Origin of the sequence: Streptomyces doebereineriae (genome assembly GCF_031845645.1) — a bacterium.
In the GTDB taxonomy this organism is placed as follows: Bacteria; Actinomycetota; Actinomycetes; order Streptomycetales; family Streptomycetaceae; genus Streptomyces; species Streptomyces canus.
Map to the genome: position 1 here is coordinate 83525 of NZ_JAVREZ010000030.1, position 20120 is coordinate 103644.

Annotated in this window: 18 protein-coding genes and 1 pseudogene; 14 read left to right on the top strand and 5 right to left on the bottom strand. The window is 70.8% G+C overall.

Going from position 1 to position 20120, the window contains the following annotated elements; all coding sequences use genetic code 11:
- Nucleotide 1: 1 nt before the first annotated feature.
- Nucleotides 2-271, bottom strand: a pseudogene (locus RNB18_RS47115) (hypothetical protein); the annotation flags it as partial.
- Between the two features lie 178 nt (nucleotides 272-449).
- Between RNB18_RS47115 and RNB18_RS47120 the strand changes: the two are divergent.
- Nucleotides 450-1448 carry a LacI family DNA-binding transcriptional regulator gene (locus RNB18_RS47120; protein ID WP_311720355.1) on the top strand — a complete coding sequence of 333 codons (999 nt, stop codon included), beginning with the start codon at nucleotides 450-452 and terminating at the stop codon, nucleotides 1446-1448.
- 45 nt (nucleotides 1449-1493) lie between these two features.
- Here the strand turns inward: RNB18_RS47120 and RNB18_RS47125 are convergent, their stop codons facing one another.
- Entirely contained in the window at nucleotides 1494-3206 is a 1713-nt protein-coding gene (locus RNB18_RS47125; RefSeq protein WP_311720339.1) for a helix-turn-helix domain-containing protein, read from the bottom strand.
- A gap of 158 nt (nucleotides 3207-3364) precedes the next feature.
- Here RNB18_RS47125 and RNB18_RS47130 point away from each other — a divergent pair, with 158 nt between their 5' ends.
- The 6 genes from RNB18_RS47130 (at nucleotide 3365) to RNB18_RS47155 (ending at nucleotide 9813) form a co-directional block, all read left to right on the top strand.
- Complete coding sequence (locus RNB18_RS47130) at nucleotides 3365-5104, top strand: FAD-dependent oxidoreductase (protein ID WP_311720340.1); 1740 nt, start codon at nucleotides 3365-3367, stop codon at nucleotides 5102-5104.
- 62 nt (nucleotides 5105-5166) lie between these two features.
- Nucleotides 5167-6036: an intradiol ring-cleavage dioxygenase gene (locus RNB18_RS47135; protein WP_311720341.1), complete on the top strand. Its 870-nt coding sequence runs from the start codon at nucleotides 5167-5169 to the stop codon at nucleotides 6034-6036.
- A complete protein-coding gene (locus RNB18_RS47140; protein WP_311720342.1) occupies nucleotides 6033-7100 on the top strand; it encodes a maleylacetate reductase in 1068 nt (355 codons plus the stop codon). Before RNB18_RS47135 ends, RNB18_RS47140 begins: the two co-directional genes overlap by 4 nt.
- A 43-nt stretch (nucleotides 7101-7143) precedes the next feature.
- Nucleotides 7144-8058, top strand: a complete 915-nt coding sequence (locus RNB18_RS47145; RefSeq protein ID WP_311720343.1) for a YceI family protein — start codon at nucleotides 7144-7146, stop codon at nucleotides 8056-8058.
- Nucleotides 8059-8108: 50 nt separating this feature from the next.
- Nucleotides 8109-8516, top strand: coding sequence for a DUF3224 domain-containing protein (locus RNB18_RS47150; protein WP_311720344.1), 408 nt, complete (start codon nucleotides 8109-8111; stop codon nucleotides 8514-8516).
- 190 nt (nucleotides 8517-8706) lie between these two features.
- Complete coding sequence (locus RNB18_RS47155; RefSeq protein WP_311720345.1) at nucleotides 8707-9813, top strand: NAD(P)/FAD-dependent oxidoreductase; 1107 nt, start codon at nucleotides 8707-8709, stop codon at nucleotides 9811-9813.
- 120 nt (nucleotides 9814-9933) lie between these two features.
- Here RNB18_RS47155 and RNB18_RS47160 read toward each other — a convergent pair whose 3' ends face one another.
- Nucleotides 9934-10611, bottom strand: a complete 678-nt coding sequence (locus RNB18_RS47160) for a response regulator transcription factor (protein WP_311720346.1) — start codon at nucleotides 10609-10611, stop codon at nucleotides 9934-9936.
- A gap of 223 nt (nucleotides 10612-10834) precedes the next feature.
- Here RNB18_RS47160 and RNB18_RS47165 point away from each other — a divergent pair, with 223 nt between their 5' ends.
- The 6 genes from RNB18_RS47165 to RNB18_RS47190 all read left to right on the top strand — a co-directional run bounded on the left by RNB18_RS47165 (nucleotide 10835) and on the right by RNB18_RS47190 (nucleotide 18173).
- Complete coding sequence (locus RNB18_RS47165; RefSeq protein ID WP_311720347.1) at nucleotides 10835-11686, top strand: hypothetical protein; 852 nt, start codon at nucleotides 10835-10837, stop codon at nucleotides 11684-11686.
- 124 nt (nucleotides 11687-11810) lie between these two features.
- Entirely contained in the window at nucleotides 11811-12857 is a 1047-nt protein-coding gene (locus RNB18_RS47170; protein ID WP_311720348.1) for a LacI family DNA-binding transcriptional regulator, read from the top strand.
- Nucleotides 12858-12977: 120 nt separating this feature from the next.
- A complete protein-coding gene (locus RNB18_RS47175; protein WP_311720349.1) occupies nucleotides 12978-14315 on the top strand; it encodes an ABC transporter substrate-binding protein in 1338 nt (445 codons plus the stop codon).
- An 11-nt stretch (nucleotides 14316-14326) separates the two neighbouring features.
- The gene (locus RNB18_RS47180; RefSeq protein WP_311720350.1) at nucleotides 14327-15268 is read left to right on the top strand and encodes a carbohydrate ABC transporter permease; all 942 of its coding nucleotides are present in this window, start codon (nucleotides 14327-14329) and stop codon (nucleotides 15266-15268) included.
- On the top strand, nucleotides 15265-16083 hold the full coding sequence (locus RNB18_RS47185) for a carbohydrate ABC transporter permease (RefSeq protein WP_311720351.1): 819 nt from the start codon (nucleotides 15265-15267) through the stop codon (nucleotides 16081-16083). Before RNB18_RS47180 ends, RNB18_RS47185 begins: the two co-directional genes overlap by 4 nt.
- A gap of 26 nt (nucleotides 16084-16109) precedes the next feature.
- Entirely contained in the window at nucleotides 16110-18173 is a 2064-nt protein-coding gene (locus RNB18_RS47190) for a beta-galactosidase (protein ID WP_311720352.1), read from the top strand.
- Between the two features lie 5 nt (nucleotides 18174-18178).
- On the opposite strand, the gene RNB18_RS47195 is transcribed toward RNB18_RS47190, so the two are convergent.
- A complete protein-coding gene (locus RNB18_RS47195; RefSeq protein WP_311720353.1) occupies nucleotides 18179-19024 on the bottom strand; it encodes a helix-turn-helix transcriptional regulator in 846 nt (281 codons plus the stop codon).
- A 103-nt stretch (nucleotides 19025-19127) separates the two neighbouring features.
- Between RNB18_RS47195 and RNB18_RS47200 the strand changes: the two genes are divergently transcribed.
- Nucleotides 19128-19835, top strand: a complete 708-nt coding sequence (locus RNB18_RS47200; RefSeq protein ID WP_311720354.1) for an SDR family oxidoreductase — start codon at nucleotides 19128-19130, stop codon at nucleotides 19833-19835.
- A 34-nt stretch (nucleotides 19836-19869) separates the two neighbouring features.
- On the opposite strand, the gene RNB18_RS47205 is transcribed toward RNB18_RS47200, so the two are convergent.
- Nucleotides 19870-20120: electron transfer flavoprotein subunit alpha/FixB family protein (locus tag RNB18_RS47205; protein ID WP_311718855.1), on the bottom strand; the 251-nt coding region annotated here is incomplete at its 5' end.

Consider the following 20120-nt stretch of genomic DNA (forward strand, 5'->3'; position numbering starts at 1 on the left):
CCCCCGCCTTCGCCCGGTACGCCGGCGCGGTCGGCGTGGCCGAACGGCTCGGCTCCTCGCTCAGACCGGTCCCGGTGATCCAGAAGATTGACGCTTCCCGCACCGCCGCCAGATCCAGCTCGCCCGGCGCGATGGCCGCCGCCACCGCCACCTCGGTCGGCCTGCCGCCCAGGTACTTGCCGAACGACGTGACCTCCGCCAACCCGACACCCGCCTGGAGCAGATAGACATTCACCCCCACGCGGCCCATGGTCAGCACATCGAACGGCATCGCCGAATTCCCTCCGCTGTCGCGCTCTACTAGCGCGCTCTAGTGCGAGTACGATGGCCCCTGTCCAAATGTCATGTCAATAGCTTGTTGCCGGAGGTTTTCGAGGCTGCCCTAGGGTGGGTTCCGTCGAAAGGTGGGTTCACGCGTGGATGCAGCACCGGGCAGGCAGCGGCCGACGATGGCCGATGTGGCCGGCAAGGCAGGTGTGTCCCGGGCGCTGGTCTCGATCGTGTTCCGCAATCAGCCCGGCGCGAGCCAGGAGACCCGTGAGCGCGTGCTGAGGGTCGCCGACGAGATCGGCTACCGCCCCGACAGCGCGGCCCGGTTGCTGGCCCGTGGCCGCAGCCGCACGCTCGGCGTGATGTTCACCGTGCACCAGACCTTCCAGACCGACCTGATCGAGGGCATCTACCCCGAGGCCGAGCGGCTCGGATACGACGTCCTGCTCTCGGCGGCGGTCCAGGGGCGCAGCGAGGCCAAGGCGGTCGAGGCCCTCCTCGGGCACCGCTGCGAGGCGCTGATCCTGCTCGGCCCCGACGCGGACGCCGGCTATCTCGACGAGCTCGGTCAGCGGGCCGTGACCGTGTCGGTCAGCCGTCGCGTCCCGCGGGCCCGCGTGGACTTCGTGCACAGCGCCGAGAGCAAGGGTGTCCGGCAGGCCATGGACCACCTGGTCGAACTCGGCCACCGCAGGATCGTGCACATCGACGGCGGCCGGGGCCCCGGGTCCGCCGAACGGCGGCGCTCCTACCGGGCCGCGATGCGACGGCACGGCCTCGAGTCGGAGATCCGGGTCATCCCCGGTGAGCACACCGAGCAGTCCGGTATCGAGACCGGCAGGCTGCTCCTGGCCGAGCGGGACCGTGGGCTGCCGCTGCCGACCGCGGTACTCGCGGGCAACGACCGGTGCGCGATGGGCCTGTTGATGCCGTTGGCCCGGGCCGGTGTGGAGGTTCCGCGGGACATGTCCGTCGTCGGCTATGACGACAGCCACCTCTCCCATCTCATGCCGATCGGTCTCACCACCGTGCGCCAGGACGCGGTGCTGATGGCCGAGCACGCGGTGCGGTTCGCCGTGGAGCGACTGGAGAATCCGCAACTGGAGCCGCGCGAGGCCGTGCTGGACCCGAAGCTCGTCGTGCGCGGCACCAGCGGTCCGCCGCGGGAAGCGCCCTGAACGACGTGTCCGCCGCCCCGGTTGCCCGGATGCCGAGCCCGCTCCTCAGCCCTCGTACTCCCGCAGTTTGCGGTACAGCGTGGCCCGCCCGATGCCGAGTACCGCCGCCGCGCGGGACTTGTTGCCGCCGTGGCGGTGCAGGGTCTCCAGGATGGTGGCGCGTTCGGCGTGTTCCATCGGGCTGAGCGGACGGACGGCGGGCCCTTCCCGCACGGTGTCCGGCAGCTCGGCCCGACGCACCGGCCCGGAGACCCGTCGGTGTTCCGCCAACGCCTGGACGACATGGGCGAGTTCGGTGACGTTCCCGGGCCACGGATGCTGTTCGAGCGCGCGAAGGGCGTCCAGGGTCCAGGTCAGCGGAGGATTTCCCGGCGCCGGGCGCGGCGTGAGGGCCGACAGCAACTCCCTGATGTCCTCGGTGCGTTCACGCAGCGGCGGGAGGACGACCGTGCGGGCGGCCAGTTTGTCGAGGAGCCGTTGCAGGCAGGGGCCGGGTGGAGTGCCGGGGGTGTGGGTGACCAGCAGCCGGGTGTCCGGGTGCGTGTCGAGCAGGGAGTTGAGCGTGGCCACGGCGGGCTGCGTCAGCCGCTCGGCGTGCCGGAGGATGAGGGGGCTCGCCGCGGCCCATTCCGTCAAGTCCCCTTCGAGCGCGCCGCCTTCGGCCGCGTCGACGGTCTCGATGTCGGCCGGCCCCAGCAACTCCCGGGCCAGCGCGGTCTTCCCCGTTCCCCGTTCACCGGTCAGCAGCAGGGGCTCGGGGGAGCGGATCAGTTGGGCGGCGCGCTCCACGGCGTACCGCCACGGAAGGGAGGAGCCGGTCAGACGGGGGAGCGGGCGCGGTCTCGGCCTCGGCGTGCCCTCGTCCTGCGGCTCCAGGACGGCCACGATCCCCACGACCACGCCCGCCTGCCGCACCAGGTCGATCCGGGCGCTGCACCCGGCTCCCTCGGGCAGCTCCGCGGCGGCCGGCGCGTCCGTGTGCCGTGCCGTCGTCGCCGTACGCTCAAGACTCCGGAGCACCTCGGGCGTCATCAGCCGCTCCGCCGCCGCGCTGATCAGACGGTTGCGGCCGTCCAATGCGACCACCGCGCGGTCCTCTCCCCGCGCGGCTCGCAAGTAGGCGTCCAGCAGGACCTGTTCGGCGCGTCCGGCCCGGGCGAGAAGTTCGGCCTCCACGGCGGCGGCAGCGGCCTCGGCGAGGGCCGCCTGCGGGTGCGGCGGGCATCCGCCGCACAGGTGGGAGGCGACGGTGAGGGTGCCGAGTGCCTGTCCGCTCTTCGGTGCGAGCACCGGGACGCTGACCGCCGACACGTCCTGCCACACGTCGAGGAAGTGCTCGGGCCCGTGCACCTCGGCACGGCGCCGACCGCGCAGGGCGAGGGCCGCGCTGTTGTGGCCGACCTCCTGCTCCGACAGTCCCGGGTGCGGGGTGAGCCCGGGGGCGCTCCCGGACGTCCACAGCACGCGCAGTCGCGCGTCGGTGAGGAGGAGGACCGAGCGGCCGGTGCCCAGGGCGGGGGCGATCCGTTCGAGCACCGGACGGGCGGCGCCGAGGAGCGGCGACTCGACCGGCCGGGGCGGATCGGCGGCGGGCTCCTTCAGGTCGTGCGGTACGCCGAAGAACCGGGCCCGCCGCCACGCCGCGAGGACCTCCTCCGGCACACCGTCGGGCAGCGGGCGCCCGGACAGGAAGCGCTCACGCGCCACTCGCAGCGGTGGGAGGGCGTGGACTGCGGGGGAGGGCTCTGTGGTGGTCACGACGTACCCACCGTAGCGGGTTCGGTTGAACGGGCAACGACTGCCCCGTGCGGAGGGACAGCAGATGCCTATGTCTCGTATTGAGACACCCGCACACCGCCGTACCGCACCATGATCAAGACTGTCCGTCGTCCGTATGCCCACGCCAGGAGCGCCCCGTGTCCCCCGTCGTCGAGACCGACGTCCTGATCGTAGGCAGCGGCCCGGCCGGAGCCTCGGCCGCGCTCGCCCTGAGCACCTACGGCGTCCCGAACATCGTCGTCACCCGCTACGCGAGCCTCGCCGACACCCCCCGCGCGCACATCACCAACCAGCGCACGATGGAGGTGCTGCGCGACCTCGGCGTCGAACAGGACGTCATCGCGCAGGCGACCGGGCAGCATCTGATGGGCAACACCACCTTCTGCACGAGCCTGGCCGGCGAGGAGCTGGGCCGAGTGCGCTCGTGGGGCAACGACCCGCTCGTCCAGGCCGCCCACGAACTCGCCAGTCCCACCCGCATGTGCGACATGCCGCAGCACCTCATGGAGCCGGTCCTCGTCGACGCGGCCGTCGCCCGCGGCACCAGCCTGCGTTTCCAGACCGAGTACCTCTCCCACACCCAGGACGCCGACGGCGTGACGGTCACGGTGCGGGACCGGCTGCGCGGAGACACGTACGAGATCCGTGCCAAGTACCTGATCGGCGCGGACGGCGGCCGCTCCAAGGTCGCCGAGGACGCCGGGCTGCCGATGGGCGGCCAGATGGGCGTGGCCGGCAGCATCAACATCGTCTTCGAGGCGGACCTGGCGAAGTACACCGCCCACCGGCCCTCCACCCTCTACTGGGTCCTCGCCCCGGGCGCCACCGTCGGCGGCATCGGCGCGGGCCTGGTGCGCTGTGTGCGGCCGTGGGACGAGTGGATGATCGTGTGGGGGTACGACGTCACGGCGGGCGCCCCCGACCTGACCACCGAGTACGCCGAGTCGGTCGTGCGCCAGCTGGTCGGCGACGACGAGATCCCCGTGACGATCAAGTCGTCCTCGGCCTGGACCGTCAACGAGATGTACGCCGAGACCTACTCCAACGGCCGCGTCTTCTGCGCCGGTGACGCCACCCACCGGCACCCGCCGTCCAACGGTCTCGGCTCCAACACCTCCATCCAGGACTCCTACAACCTCGCCTGGAAGCTCAAGCTCGTCCTCGACGGCACCGCCGCCCCGAAGCTCCTCGACAGCTACACCGCCGAGCGCGCCCCCGTCGGCAAGCAGGTCGTCACCCGCGCCAACCAGTCGATCGGCGAGACCGCCCCGATCTTCGAGGCCCTCGACGGACTCTCCCCGCAGACCCCCGAACAGCTGTGGGCCAACATCGCGGCCCGCAAGGACACCACGGAGGCCGCCGAGAAGCAGCGGGCCCGGCTCCGCGAGGCCATCGCCTTCAAGGTGTACGAGTTCAACGCGCACGGCGTCGACCTCAACCAGCGCTACGCCTCGGACGCCATCGTCCCCGACGGCACCCCCGCGGAGACCTTCGCGCGCGATCCCGAGCTCCACCACCAGCCCACCTCCCGCCCCGGCGCCCGTATCCCGCACGCCTGGATCACCTCCGGCACCCGCACCCTCTCCACCCTCGACACCGTCGGAAAGGGCCGTTTCACCCTGCTGACCGGCATCGGCGGCGAGGGCTGGGTCCGGGCCGCCGCGGCACAGGGCACCGAGATCGCCACCGTGGTCGTCGGTCCCGGGCAGGAGTACGAGGACCCGTACGGCGACTGGGCGCGCCTGAGCGAGATCTCCGACGCGGGCGCGCTGCTCGTACGGCCCGACGGGTTCGTCGCCTTCCGGCACGCGACCGCCACGCCGGATGCGGGAACACTCCTGACGGACGCGCTGCGGCAGATCCTCGGACACGCCTGAGGCCCGGACACACCGGGCGCGCAATCATGGATAAAGCGACACGTCGACGAGGAGGAGCCGGGATGACCACCGACGCGATCGGGACCAGCGTCACCGAGGAGGCCGTCGCCAGTCTCCACGCGACCGCCGATCCCCGCCTGCGCGAACTGCTCTCCGGTCTGATCGGCCACCTGCACGACTTCGTGCGCGAGAGCCGGCTCACCCAGGAGGAGTGGGAGAAGGCGATCGCCTTCCTGACGGCGACCGGGCAGAAGTGCACCGACACCCGGCAGGAGTTCATCCTGCTCTCGGACGTCCTCGGCGTCTCCATGCTCGTGGAGACCCTCAACGGCGACCGCGTACAGGGCGCCACCGAGTCCACCGTGCTCGGCCCCTTCCATATGACCGAGTCGCCCGTGCGGGAACTCGGGGACGACATCGACCTGGTGGGCGGTGCCGAGCCGTGCGTGGTCAGCGGCCGGGTGCTGTCGGCGGACGGCACCCCGCTGCCCGGCGCCGTCCTCGACGTCTGGCAGGCCGACGACCAGGGCTTCTACGACGTCCAGCAGCCCGACGTACAGCCCGCGGGCAATGGACGCGGACTGTTCACCGCCGACGCCGAGGGCCGCTTCTGGTTCCGCACCTGCGTCCCTGCGCCGTATCCGATCCCCACCGACGGCCCGGTCGGCGACCTGCTGGGGGCGACCGGTCGGCACCCGTACCGGCCCGCCCACATCCACTTCATCGCCGGAGCCGAAGGCCACACCCCCGTCACCACCCACATCTTCGTCGCGGGCAGCGACTACCTCGACTCCGACGCCGTCTTCGCCGTGAAACAGAGCCTCGTGCAGGACTTCGCGACGACCGACGACCCCTCCCTGGCCGCGGAGTTCGGCATCCCGAACCCCTTCCGGCACGCCCGCTTCGACCTCGTACTGGAGCCGAACGCATGACGTTCTCGGCCGACTTCACCTACGAGAGCCGTCCCGTGCGGGTCGTCCTCCGGTCAGGCGCCGCCGTGACCGCGACTCCCGGCGAGGCCGAACACCTGGGCCTGCGACGCCTGTTGGTGGTGTGCGGCAGCCGGGGCGAGGCCGTGGCGCGGGCGGTCGCGGACGCGCTCGGCGACGCCTGCGCGGGGCTGCACGCCGAGGCCCGTATGCATGTACCCGTCGAGGACGCCGACCGGGCCGTGGCGGTGGCCCGCGCGACCGGGGCCGACGGGGTCGTCGCGGTCGGCGGCGGCTCGTCCATCGGCCTCGGCAAGGCGATCGCCCTGCGCACCGGACTGCCGCTGATCGCCGTGCCGTCGACCTACTCGGGCTCCGAGATGACCCCCGTGTGGGGCCTGACCGAGGGCGGCGTCAAGCGCACCGGCCGCGACCCGAAGGTCCAGCCCCGCAGTGTCGTCTACGACCCCGAGCTGACCGTCTCCCTGCCGGTGCCGCTCACCGTCACCAGCGGCATCAACGCCCTCGCCCACGCCGTCGAGGCGCTCTACGCCCCGGACACCTCGCCGCTGATCGCGCTGATGGCCCAGGACGGCGTACGGGCGATGGGGGAGGCGCTGCCGCTGCTCGCCGCGCGGCCCGACGACCTGGACGCGCGCGGCCGAGCCCTGTACGGCGCGTGGCTGTGCGGGGCGTGTCTGGGGGCGACCACCATGGGGCTGCACCACAAGCTGTGCCACGTCCTGGGCGGCACGTTCGGCCTGCCGCACGCCGACACGCACACCGTCGTCCTGCCGTACGCGCTCGCGTACAACGCCCCCGCCGTGCCCGGTGCGTTGACCGTACTGGGCCGGGCACTCGATGCCGACGACCCGGCACGAGCCCTGTGGGATCTGGCCGGGCGCCTGGGCGCGCCGCGCTCGCTCGCCGAACTCGGTCTCAAGGAGACCGACTTGGCGGAGGCGGCCGTACAGGTGGCGGGGCAGCCGTACGCCAACCCCCGTCCTGTGACGGCGGAGGGTGTGCGGGAGGTACTCCAGGCGGCCTATGAGGGACGTCGACCATGAGTCCCGCAGCACGACAGCAAGTCCCCGAAGAAAGGTGAACATCATGGCCCTCGCACTGCTCCGGCGCCGGCGGTCCAAGGCTGCCCTTGCCGAGGCGGCGGGCCTCTCCGTCCCCCTCCCGGAAGGCGCGGGCGCGGTGGCCCGTGAGATCGTCGACCCCATGGGCTCGCCCATGGCGGGCGCGGACGTCACCGTCACCGCCCTGGACACGCACCGGGTCGCGGTCCGCGGGACGACCGACCCCTACGGCTACTTCCTCGCCGTTCTGCCGCCCGGCCGCTACAGCCTGATGGCCGCGGCCGAGGGGCTCCAGCCGCACCGCGAGACGGTCGAGGTGGGGCCGTACGGGATGACGCCCACCGAGCGGGTCTGGCTCCAGCCCGCCCAGGCGCTGCAACTGCCCACGCCCGGCGTCTGGCTGTTCGATCCGCCGCACACCGCGATCCGCTTCATCGCCAAGCATGTCGGCATGGCCCACGTCCACGGCCGCTTCGAGCGTTTCGAGGGCGGTATCCAGGTCGCGCAGGACATGTCGCAGACCCGTGTTCAGGTCCGTATCGACGCGTCGAGCATCACCACCGGCAACACCACGCGCGACAACCATCTGCGGTCCGCCGACTTCCTCGACGTCGAACGCTTCCCCCACATCGACTTCGTCAGCACCCGCTTCGCCTATCGCGGCGGGAGCAAGTGGACCCTCCAGGGCAGCCTGACCATGCACGGAGTGAGCCGCTCGGTCGCCCTGGACACCACATACCTCGGCACGGTGAACGGCGGCTACGGCGAGGAACTCCGCTGTGCTGCCCTGGCGACGGCGGAACTCCACCGGGAGGACTACACGCTGAACTGGCGGTCGATGCTGGCCCGGGGCATCGCGGTCGTCGGCCCCACGGTCCAGCTGGAGCTGGACGTCCAGGCGATGTACCGCACCCACGACACGCCCACCCCGCCGGAGTAGGCGCGAGCGGTAAACCGGGCATTGTCAGACCCGGTCGGTACCGTCGGTCCATGAGAGCCAACGGAACATTCAGCGTGAAGGCGTTCGTCCCGACCGAGCTGAAGCCCGAACCGGCCGTGACCACCGGGCTTCCGGTCGGTGTCGCGACGATGGAGAAGCACTTCGAGGGCGAGATCGCCGGCCGCTCGGCGACCTTGTTCACCGCCGCGTACGACCAGGAGTCCGGCGTCGGCACCTACGTGGCCATGGAGTCCTTCGAGGGTTCGCTGCATGGCAGGTCGGGCGCCTTCAACTTCGTGCACTCGGCGACGACCTCCGGCAGCGACCGCACCGCGGAGTTCTTCACAATCGTCCCCTCCAGTGGCACCGGGGACCTGGCGGGGATCTCCGGCACCGGTGGCCTCGGGGTCGACGCCGACGGTACCCACCGGATCCGGCTCGACTACGAGCTCGGCTGACGTCCCCGGCCCAACTCGCAGTCACCGGGGGGCACATCGCACGTCCTCGGGGTCGACAGCTTCACAGAAAGCTCACATAACCCAACTCAAACTTTAGGTTTCAAGCGTTACGCTCACCGGCATCCGAGTGCTCGGGGGAGCGGCTCGTCCGTCATGGCACTCCTCCCCCCACGGTTTCAGGAGACTCGGCGTGATTGACGGCGACGTAGTGGTGATCGGCGGCGGCTATGCGGGCGTCCGGCTGGCGAAACGGCTGGACGCGACGGCACGGGTCACGCTCGTGGACCGCAAGGAGGTCTTCTTCCACCGGATCTCCTCCCTCCGGGCGGGTGTGCGCAAGGAGTGGAGCGCGACCCCCTTCATCTCGTACGACCGGCTGCTGCGCCACGGCCAGTTGGTCGTGGGCAAGGTGGTTCGCATCGACACCGCCGAGCGACGAGTGGTGCTGGCCAACGGCACGCGGCTGCCCTACGACGTGGTGGTGATCGCGACCGGCGCCGACTACCCGGAGCCGGCCCGCTTCGCCGGGACCACCACCGAGGAGGCGATGAAGTCCCTCGCCGAGCACCAGCAGAAGATCGCCTTCGCCGAGCACGTCCTCGTCGTCGGCGGCGGGCCCTCCGGCGTCGAACTCAGCGCCGAGATCCGGCTGGCCCGGCCGGACGCCCGGGTCACGCTCGCGCACTCCGGTTCCGCGCTGCTCGGCAGCACGGGCAGCCAGCGGGCCGGACGCAAGGCGCGCGAGTGGCTGGAGGCCCACGACGTGGAGGTACGGCTCGACTCCTTCATGGCCCCGGGCAACGACTTCGCCACCTACCGCGACGCCCGTGGTGACGTCATCACCGCGGACCTCTCCTTCTGGGCGACCGGCACCACCCCCAACACGCTCTGGCTGCGCCTGGGCGGACACGGCGACCTGCTGACCCCTTCCGGGCATGTGAAGGTCGATCGCTCGCTGCGGGCCGAGGGGCACCTGGACGTCTTCGCGGTCGGTGACGTCAACGACGCCACCGAGCTCAAGATCACCCCGGCGGCGCTCGCCCAGGCCGACCTCGCCGCCTGGAACATCCGCGCTCACCTGAACAGTTCGGGCAAGCACCGCAAGGAGCCGCGCTTCTACCGGCCCATCCACCGCACCCCGCTGATCGTGCCCTTCGGCCCTGCCGACGGGGTGACCATGCTGCCCGTGCCGGGTGGCGAGACGGCGGTGCTCGGCAGCCGTACCAGCGCCGTGGCCAAGGCGAAGACGCTCATGACGCCCTACATGAGGCGCCAACTCGGCTACACGGCGGCCTGATCGGCGAGGGCGACCCCGGCGGTGGCGTGCCGGGGTCCCCGGTGCGTGGCGAGGTGAAGCCACGCGCCGGCCGCCGGTGAGCATGAACTCAGGTCGAGGCGTGGAAGGTGCCGGGGTCTCTCACGCGTGCAGGACGTGCTGGGTGGGCCGCACCAGTCCCGACTCGTAGGCGAAGACCACCGCCTGGACCCGACCCCGCGCACCGATCTTGGTGAGGATGTTGCTGACGTGGGACTTCACGGTGGTCGGGGCGATGGAGAGCCGGTCGGCGATCTCGGCGTTGGAGTCACCGGAGGCGACAGCGGTGAGGACGTCCCGCTCGCGTCCGGTGAGGGTGCCCAATCGGTTGCCGGGTGCGGTGCTCTCGATGGCGCGCTGGTCGCGGACGGCGTCGATGAGCGCACGGGTCAGTCCGGGGGAGACGACCACGTCACCGGCGGCCACGACCCGCACGGCCGCGACCAGTTCGTCGGCGGTGGCGTCCTCGGGGAGGTGTCCGGCGGCTCCGGCGCGCAGGGCGCCGTAGGGGTAGGTGTCGTCGGCCGTGGTGAGGAGCAGGACGTGCGGGGCGTGCCCGTCCGGGGTGTGGGCGATACGGCGGACGGTCTCGGCGGTGTCCGTGTCGGTGGCGCGGCCCTCCAGCAGGACGACGTCCGGCCGGAGCAGGGCGCTCAGCCGGATCGCCTCCGGCCCGTGCGCGGCCTCGCCGACGACGCTGAGGTCGGGCTGGGACTCGAGGAGCATTCGAAGGCCGACACGCTGAAGTGACTGGCCGGTGGCGATGAGGACGCTGGTCATGGCGTGCGTGCTCCATTCTCGTCCAGCCGACTACATGCTGAACGAAACGGTTTCGTTCTCGTGGACTTCAGAGTAGCTCGGGAGCTATCGATACGGGCGCGTATCGATTGTGGGGTGGGTCACATTCCGGTTGTGTTTGGGTCCTTGGGTCAGGGGGGCAACCCCGGCCGGACCGGCGGCGACACAACAGTGAATCCCGGCCCCCACGAAGGGAGTTCACTCCATGCGCACCCGCATCGCGCGTCTCGTCACCGTCCTCGCCGCCCTGCTCGCGGTACTCGCCGCCCCCGCCGTCACGGCGACCCCGGCACAGGCGGCGGACACCTGGAACCCGCCCGCAGGCCTCGTGCAACCGCTGGGCGAGGTGTGGAACCACGTCGAGTCGACCTACCCCGACCTCTACGGCTTCCGCAACTACGGCTGGGACCAGGTCGTCGCCAACAAGGGAAGCGTCAACTACTGCGTCCGCTGGGAGTCCGACGCCCCCGTCAGCGCCGCCCTGCGGGACCAGGTCCACGCCGCGCTGAAGAAGCAGTTCGGCAAGTGGATGGCGGCCATGCTCGACAACGGCACCGGCACCAACGCCTGGCCGTACACCACCGTTCCCGTCAACATCGTCGGCTGGGCCGTGAAGAACCGCTCGACCCTCCAGTGGACGGACAACTCGGTCGACATCTACGCCGGAAACCTGGACTCCGACGGTGCCCCGCAGTGCGCTCCCGACTGCGGCCGCTTCTTCCACCAGGACGGCAACTACTCGAAGTGCCCCGGCGGTGTGGCCCGCCACTACGACCAGTCGCTCTGGCTCACCAAGGGCTTCCAGGGCGGCGCCGGCGGGGACTGGGGCCAGCGCGTCGGCCAGGAGTACTTCACCGGCGCCCTCGCCCAGGAGAACATCCACATCTATCTCCACGAAGTCGGCCACACCTTCGGTCTCGACGACTTCTACGACTGGACCCCGACCGGTCAGTGCTGCTTCCTGATGAAGGCGGGCAGCGCGACCCAGATCACCGACTTCGACAAGTGGATGCTGCGTGACTTCTGGCGCCACCTGAAGAGCCGGTACGGCTACTGAGGAGAGGGGATTGACGCGGCCCGGTGTGGCTGCCACAGTTTTGACTACGTAGTCATCGGGTCATGGCGCACGTGTGCGAGCTTCGATGACTACGTAGTCAAGAGTTCTACGGCGAGGAGCGCACATGGCGGCCACCGGACCCGGACGTCCGCGGCGGGGCCCCGGCATGACCGAGGTCGCGCGGGCCGCCGGTGTCTCGCAGAAGACCGTGTCGCGGGTCGTCAACGGCGAACCGCACGTCAGCCCGGAGGTACGCGACCGCGTCCTCCGGGCCGTACAGGAGCTGGGGTACCGCCCGAACAACGCGGCGCGCGCCCTGCTTCTCGGCCGTTACCGGCGGATCGGCGTCGTCTCGCTCGGCAGCGCGCTCTACGGCCCCGCCACCCTGCTTCTCGCCCTGGAACGGGCCATGCACCGGGCGGGCTACTCCTTCGCCCTGGCCGGAACCCTGGAGGGACAGCCGGTCCAGGTCGCCGTGGAGGCACTGCTGGAACAGGGGGTGGACGGGATCGTCCTGTCCGAGCCGATCGACGACGGCGCCCCGCTCCGGCTCAGCGCGGACGTGCCGGTGGTCAGCCTCGGCGAAGGCGTCGAGGTCGGCCAGGGCAGGAGTGCCGTCGTCGGCGCCGACGGGCTCGTGGCCGCCCGGATCGCCACCGAACACCTGCTGTCGCTCGGCCACCGCACGGTCTGGCACATCCCGGGACCGCACGACTGGTGGGCCGCGCGTGACCGCGTGCGCGGCTGGCGGGAGGCCCTCGCCGCCGCCGGTGCCCCCGAGCCCCCGCTGCCGGTCGAGGGCGACTGGAGCCCGGCCTCCGGGTACGCGGCCGGACGCCAGTTGGCGGGGCTCTCCGACGTCACCGCCGTGTTCGCCGCCAACGACGACATGGCGATCGGGGCGCTGCGGGCGTTCGCCGAGGCGGGCCTGTCCGTCCCCGGCGACGTCAGCGTCGTCGGCTTCGACGACATCCCCGCGGCCGCGTATCTCTCCCCGCCCCTGACCACCGTCCGCCAGGACTTCACCGCGGTCGCCGACCGGGCCGTCGACGTGCTCATCGCCATGATCGAAGGCGGCCCGGCACCGGCCGAACGCACGGACATCCCCGTCGAGTTGACCGTACGGGCCTCCAGCTGCCCGGTACGCGAACCCGCACCACCCCTGCGCTGAACCGTCGGCGCGACGGCCCGCGGCACACCATGCCGCAGGCCCGCTCCGCCCTGCCCGCGAGTGCCGCCCGGGACGGCCGCACCCGCGCTCCCCGTAGCCGCACCACGTGAGGAGTCACGTGTGTTCCCCGCATCCCCGACCCGCCGCACCCTGCTGCGTGGCGCCCTCGGTCTCGGCGCCGCCACCGCCCTCACCGCCTGCGGAGGTGGCAGCACCACCGCCCGCACCTCCGGAGACGTGACCCTCTCCCTGTGGACCCACGACCCCGGATACGAGGACTTCTTCCGCAAGGGCATACCGGAGGCCGACCGGCTCACCGACTTCCGCTACCACCTCGACGTCACCCGCGCCGGACCCGCCGACCTCGTCACCAAGCTGCTCGCCCAGGCCGTCGCCGGACGCGGCACCCCCGACGCGATCGGCTTCGAGATCGGCAGCTTCCCGCGCATGCTGCGCGGTGACATCGCCCCGCGGCTGCTGCACGACCTGACCCCCGACATCACCGCCGTCCCCGGCCTGAAGGACGACCTGCTCCCCGCCCGCCTCGCCCCCTACAGCAAGGACGGCAGGCTCCACGCCCTCGACTCGGACACCCCGATGGTCGTCTACTACTACCGCGACGACCTGTTCTCGCAGTGGAACCTCCCCACGGACACCGCCACTTGGGAGGAGTACGCCGAACTCGGCGCCCGCGTGCACAAGGACCACGGCGCCTCCCTCTGCGTCGTCTCCACGGTCGGCAGCGACACGGGACAGGTCGTCCAGTCCTTCCAGATGCTGCTCTACCAGCGCGGCGGCGCCTTCTTCGACGCCGACGGAAACCTGGTCCTCGACTCCCCGGAGGCCGAGGAGACCCTGCGCTTCCTGTGCGAGGGGCTGCGCACCGGCTTCGTCATCGACATCTCCGACTACTACGGGGCGGCCATGCAGACCGCCCTGAAGACGAACAAGGTCGTCGGGCTGCCGATGGCCATCTGGTACAAGAACTACGGCCTGATCCCCAACGTGCCCGAACAGAAGGGCAGATGGCGGGTACGGGGCCTGCCCCGGTTCACCAAGGGCGGCGGGGTGACCGCCGCACTGGGCGGCACCGGCTTCGGTGTCGTCAAGGACAAGGCCAACACCGAGGCGGCCGTCGACTTCCTCCTCAACACCTGGCTCACCCACGAGGGGCAGGTCCGCCGCTTCACCGAGACCGGCTATCTGCCCACCCGCCGTTCCGTGTACGAGGATCCGCAGCTCAACGCCACGAAGGACGACTTCTGCGGCGGCCAGCAACTCTTCCGGCTCTACCGGTCGTTGCTGCCCGACGTCCCGGCCTTCTACCAGAGCCCCGACCAGTCGATCCTCTTCGACGTCCTCGCCGGCAACCTCCTGCGCGCCTACCGCGGCGACGTCACCCCACGCCAGGCGCTCAAGCAGACCGCAGCCGACTACCGCGACCAGGCCGGACGTTAGGAGGCCCCGCTGTGACCACCGTTGTCGCGGGCCGCGCCCGCACCGCCGACGAACGCACCGGTGAGCCCGGTACCGCGCAGCGCCCACGCCGCACCTGGGCGCCGTACCTCTTCATCTCGCCCTTCTATCTCCTCTACGTCCTGTTCATGCTGATCCCGATCGCGGTCTCGCTGTGGCTGAGCCTGACCGAGTGGGTCGGCCTCGGCACCCCGCACTGGGTGGGCCTGCGCAACTACCGCAACCTGCTCACCGACATCAGCTTCCACCGCGCCCTCGGCAACACGGCCGTCTTCGTCCTCGTCGCCGTCTGTGTCGTCGTGCCGCTCGCCCTGCTGATCGCGCAGGCCCTCAACACCCGCGGTCTGCGCGCCCGGGACCTGTGGCGCACCGCCTACTTCGTGCCGATCGTCGTCTCGCCGATCCTTGTCGCACTCATCTTCGGCCTGCTCTTCGACCGGCAGTTCGGCCTGATCAACTCGATCCTGCGCGCCCTGTTCGGCACCGGCGGCGTCGACTGGCTCGGCGACCCGAGCCTGGCCAAGGTGAGCATCGCCCTGGTCATGCTGTGGCGCTGGACCGGCTACCTCACGGTGTTCTTCCTGGCCGGACTCCAGAACGTGCCGAGGGAGTTGTACGAGGCGGCCGCCCTGGACGGCGCCGGACGCGTCCGCACCTTCACCACCGTCACCCTCCCGGCGCTGAAGCCGGTCACGGCCTTCGTCGTCGTCACCTCGTTCATCGGCGCCGCCCAGATCTTCGAGGAGCCCTACCTGCTCACCGGCGGCGGACCGGCCGAATCCACGCTCTCCGTGACGATGTTCATCTACCGGGCTGCCTTCCAGCGCCAGCAGTTCGGCTACGCGGCCGCCGCCGCCGTCGTGCTGTTCGTCCTGGTCTTCGGCCTCAGCCAGCTCTTCAACCGGCTCCTCGGCATCGGGAGGGCGTCCGCATGATGCGCACCCGCGTACCCCTGTACGGCACTCTCGTCCTGCTGCTCCTGGCCTTCCTGGCCCCGCTGCTGTGGGCGCTGAGCGGTTCGTTCAAGCCGCGCGGCGACATCTTCGCCTACCCGCCCCGGCTGCTGCCCGACCCGTTCACGCTCGACAACTACCAACGCCTGCTGTCCGGGCAGCCGTTCTGGCGCTGGTTCCTGATGAGCACGGTCGTCGCCCTCGTCGCCACCACCGTGTCCGTGTTCGTCTGCGCCCTGGCCGGATACGGCTTCGCCAAGTTCCGCTTCGCCGGCAGGCGCCTGCTGTTCGGCGTGATGTTCAGCTCGCTCTCGGTCCCCTTCGCCGTGATCCTGGTGCCGTTGTTCGTGATCCTCGTCAAGAGCGGCCTCGGCAGCCCCTGGTTCGCGCTGATCGTGCCGTGGGTGGCGCCCGCGTTCGGGATCTTCATGATGCAGCAGTACATCGTGCAGTCCGTCCCGGACTCCGTCCTCGAGGCCGCCAGGATCGACGGGGCCAGCGAGTTCGGCATCTTCCGCACCATCGTGCTGCCCCTGCTGCGGCCCTCGCTGGGCGCGCTCGCCGTCTGGCAGTTCCTGCAGAGCTACAACAGCTTCCTGTGGCCGCTGGTGCTGGTCTCCGACAGTTCCCAGTACACCCTGCCGCTCGGCCTGCAGACCCTGTTCGTGTCCGAGCAACGGCAGTACGACCTCGTGCTCGCCGGAGCCGTCATCGCCGTGGTGCCCGCGGTCGCTCTGTTCGTGGTGCTGCGCAAGCAGCTCCTCGAAGGCCTGTCCACGGGTGCAGTCAAAGGCTGACCCGTCAACAACCGTATTGGAGAAGGATGTTCGAGCTTCCACCCCGCGTTCTGTTCGGCGCCGCCTACTACCACGAGTACCAGCCGTACGAGCGGTTGAAGGACGACCTCGACCTGATGGCCGAGGCGCGCTTCACGGTGATCCGGGTCGGCGAGTCCGTGTGGTCCACCTGGGAACCGGAGAACGGCCGCTTCGACCTCGACTGGCTCCAGCCCGTCCTGGACGGCGCTCACGAGCGGGGTATCTCGGTGATCCTCGGGACACCGACCTACGCCGTACCGCCGTGGCTGGCCCGCCAGTACCCGGAGATCGCGGGGGAGTCACGCACCGGTGAGCGCATCGGCTGGGGTGCCCGGCAGGAGGTCGACTTCACCCACCCGGCGTTCCGCTTCCACGCCGAACGGGTCATCCGGAAGATCGTCGCCCGGTACGCCGACCACCCCGCCGTGATCGGCTACCAGGTCGACAACGAACCCGGCCCCCATCTTCTGCACAACCACGGCGTGTTCCAGCGCTTTGTCGACGAACTCCGCGCGCGGTACGGCGATGTGGAGACCCTCAACCGCGAATGGGGCCTGGTCTACTGGTCGCACCGGCTCTCCACCTGGGCCGACCTGTGGACCCCCGACGGCAACGCACAGCCCCAGTACGACCTGGCGTGGCGGCGCTTCCAGGCCCGGCTCGTCACCGAGTTCATCGCGTGGCAGGCCGACATCGTCCGCGAGTACGCCCGCCCCGGCCAGTTCGTCACCACCTGCATCTCCTACGACCGCCAGGGCGTGGAGGACGACAGGCTCACCGAACGGCTCGACGTCACCGCGGGCAACCCGTACTACACGATGCAGGACGCCCTCGAACTGCCCGACCCGGGCGTCGACGGACAGGACTGGACGACCAACGGCACCTGGGCGCTGTACCGCAGCGCCGACCGCATGTACTCCTCCCGCCAGGAACAGTTCCTGGTCACGGAGACCAACGCCCAGGCCATCAGCTACCCATGGAACAACCGACCAGCCTACGACGGCCAATGGCGCCAGGCCGCCTGGGCGTTGATCTCCCGCGGTGCCTCGATGATCGAGTACTGGCACTGGCACACCCTGCACTTCGGCACCGAGACCTACTGGGGCGGCATCCTCCCGCACAACGGCCGCCCCGGCCGCGTCTACCGCGAACTCGCCACGCTGGGAACGGAGTTGGAGAAGGCGGGCGACCTAACGGCAGCCCTCACCCCGGACGCCGACGTCGCCTTCCTGTACGACGGTCCCAGCAAGTGGGCGCTCCAGGCGCAACCGCCACTCGCTCTGGCGGACGGGGGTGCGAACGGGCGGTCGTACGAGACGGTCTTCGACGCCTTCTACCGGGGCGCCTTCGACGCGGGGCTCCAGACCCGCATCCTCCACCCCGGGCAGCTCTCGACGGCCGTCCTGCCCGAGGTCCTCGTCGCCCCCGCCTTCTACGCCGCCGACGACGAGACCCTCGACCGCCTCAGGGCCTACGCCGAGGCGGGCGGGCACCTGATCGTCGGCCCCCGCACCGGGTACGGCGACACCGAGGCGAGGGCCCGCACCGAAGCGCAGCCCGGAAGGCTGGCGGAGGCGGCCGGGGTGACGTACGACGAGTTCAGCAACCTGGGCACCCCGCTGCCGGTCACCGGCACGGAAAGTCTCCCCCTGCCGCCCGAAGCGTGCGCCCTGCACTGGGCCGACGGTCTCCAGCCGCAGGGAGCCGAGGAGTTGGCGACCTACGACCACCCCCACTTCGGGCGCTGGCCGACGGCCACGACACACCGTCATGGCGCCGGCCGCATCACCTACGTGGGTACCGTTCCCGATCCCGCCTTCGCCCGGGCCGTGTTCGAGTGGGCGGCCCCGGCCGCCTGGCGCCCGGCCCATCCGAGCGTCACCGCGACCTCGGCCACCGCCCGCGACGGCCGCCGGGTCCGCTTCCTGCACAACTGGTCGTGGGAGGCGGTGTCGGTCGCCGTGCCGACGTCCCTACGGAACGCTCTTACGGACGAGGTGTACCCGGCGGCCGTGCCCCTGGGACCCTGGGACGTGAAGATCCTCACGGAGGACGAGACAAAGGGGTAGCTCCGCTAGCTCCTGTCGACCAGGCTCTGCGTGCCCAGCACCGAGATCAGCCGCAGCTTCTCGGCGGCCTCGGTGCCCGGCTCGGCCGAGTACACGAGGATGTGCAGGTCGTTCTCCTCCACCCGGAGGAGGTCGCAGTCGAGCGTGAGCGTGCCGACCTGGGGATGCTCGATCGTCTTGCGCGAGCCGGCGAGACGGCCCACCACCCCCGCGTCCCACAGTTCGGCGAACCGCTCGCTCCTGGTGCGCAACTCCGCCACGAGGGCCTGGAGTTGGCGGTCGGCGGGATAACGGGCGGCGGTCGTGCGCAGTTCGGCGACCATGCCCGCCTCGAAGTCGCGCCGTTCCTCCGGCGTGTGCCGCACTCTGGTCGGCATGCCCGTGAAGTTGCGCCACACACCGTTGCGTTCGAAGCCACGCAGGACCGACGGATCGCCCATCAGAGCCGCGTACATCGGGTTTGCCAGCAGCAGCGTCATGGCCGCGTCGGAGACCGCGACGGCGGTGTCGACCAGCCGGTCCAGCAGCCGCTGCACGCTGGGCGTGATGAACCCGGGCACGACATCCGGTCCCGGCGGCACCAGTTCCGCGAGGCCGAAGAGGTACGTCCGCTCGTCCCCCGAGAGCCGCAGGGCCCGGGCCAACGCCTCGACGACCTGCACGGACGGGTTGACCGCCCGGCCCTGTTCGAGACGCGTCACGTAGTCGACCGAGATGCCGGCCAGCAGGGCCAGCTCCTCGCGCCGCAGCCCGGCAGCCCGCCGATGGCCGCCGGAGGGCAGCCCGGCCGCGTCCGGGGGCACCCGGTCGCGCCAGCGCCGCAGCGCCTGTCCCAGTTCTGTCACCGCCATGCTCCTCAGTGAACACCGTCGGCCGCCGACGTGCCTGGTACCGCCAGTCCCAGGAAGAAGGGTCTTCTGGCTGACCGCGCTTCGGCGCAGCAAGCTGGACGGCATGACGACAACACTCATCACCGGAGCGAACAAGGGCCTCGGCTTCGAGACCGCCCGCCGGCTCATCGCCGCAGGACACACCGTCTACGTCGGCGCCCGTGACGCCGAGCGCGGCCGCCGCGCCGCCGACGAGCTGGGCGCACGGTTCGTCCAGCTCGACGTCACCGACGACGCCTCCGTCGAGGCCGCGGCCAAGACCCTGGACGCCGCGGGCGGCCTCGACGTCCTGATCAACAACGCCGGTATCGAGACCCGCACCGAGGACAACAGCGTGCCGGTCGCGGCGACCGTGACCGCCGACCAGATGCGCACCACCTTCGAGACGAACGTCTTCGGAGTCGTCCGCGTCCTGCACGCCTTCCTTCCGCTGCTCCAGCGCTCGGCCGCGCCCGTCGTGGTCAACGTCAGCAGCGGCCTGGGCTCCCTGACCCATCTCTCCGACCCGGACCACCCCGCGCACTTCTACCCGGGCATCGCCTACCCGACGTCCAAGACCGCGGTCAACATGCTCACCGTGCAGTTCGCGAAGGCGTTCCCGGCCATGCGGATCAACTCCGTGGAGCCCGGATTCACCAAGACCGACCTGAACGGCAACACGGGCACGCAGACCGTGGCCGAGGGCGCCGAGATCATCGTCCGCATGGCGCAGGTCGGCCCGGACGGCCCGACCGGCGGCTTCTTCGACGCCAAGGGGCCGCTCTCCTGGTGACCCCACGGGTGATCCGGACTCCCCTCCCACAGGGTCAGCCCTTGCGGGTGTTGATCTCCTCGGTGAGGGCGGGGACGACGTCGAAGAGGTCGCCGACGACGCCGTAGTCGACGAGGTCGAAGATCGGAGCCTCGGCGTCCTTGTTGACCGCCACGATCGTCTTGGAGGTCTGCATGCCGGCGCGGTGCTGGATCGCGCCGGAGATGCCGTTGGCGATGTACAGCTGCGGCGAGACACTCTTGCCGGTCTGGCCGACCTGGTTGGTGTGCGGGTACCAGCCCGCGT

Coding starts and splice junctions, on each gene's coding strand:
- RNB18_RS47120 (WP_311720355.1), top strand. CDS start 450: ATGGCCGATGTGGCCGGCAAGGCAGGTGTGTCCCGGGCGCTGGTCTCG.
- RNB18_RS47135 (WP_311720341.1), top strand. CDS start 5,167: ATGACCACCGACGCGATCGGGACCAGCGTCACCGAGGAGGCCGTCGCC.
- RNB18_RS47140 (WP_311720342.1), top strand. CDS start 6,033: ATGACGTTCTCGGCCGACTTCACCTACGAGAGCCGTCCCGTGCGGGTC.
- RNB18_RS47145 (WP_311720343.1), top strand. CDS start 7,144: ATGGCCCTCGCACTGCTCCGGCGCCGGCGGTCCAAGGCTGCCCTTGCC.
- RNB18_RS47150 (WP_311720344.1), top strand. CDS start 8,109: ATGAGAGCCAACGGAACATTCAGCGTGAAGGCGTTCGTCCCGACCGAG.
- RNB18_RS47160 (WP_311720346.1), bottom strand. CDS start 10,611: ATGACCAGCGTCCTCATCGCCACCGGCCAGTCACTTCAGCGTGTCGGC.
- RNB18_RS47165 (WP_311720347.1), top strand. CDS start 10,835: ATGCGCACCCGCATCGCGCGTCTCGTCACCGTCCTCGCCGCCCTGCTC.
- RNB18_RS47170 (WP_311720348.1), top strand. CDS start 11,811: ATGGCGGCCACCGGACCCGGACGTCCGCGGCGGGGCCCCGGCATGACC.
- RNB18_RS47185 (WP_311720351.1), top strand. CDS start 15,265: ATGATGCGCACCCGCGTACCCCTGTACGGCACTCTCGTCCTGCTGCTC.
- RNB18_RS47190 (WP_311720352.1), top strand. CDS start 16,110: ATGTTCGAGCTTCCACCCCGCGTTCTGTTCGGCGCCGCCTACTACCAC.
- RNB18_RS47195 (WP_311720353.1), bottom strand. CDS start 19,024: ATGGCGGTGACAGAACTGGGACAGGCGCTGCGGCGCTGGCGCGACCGG.
- RNB18_RS47200 (WP_311720354.1), top strand. CDS start 19,128: ATGACGACAACACTCATCACCGGAGCGAACAAGGGCCTCGGCTTCGAG.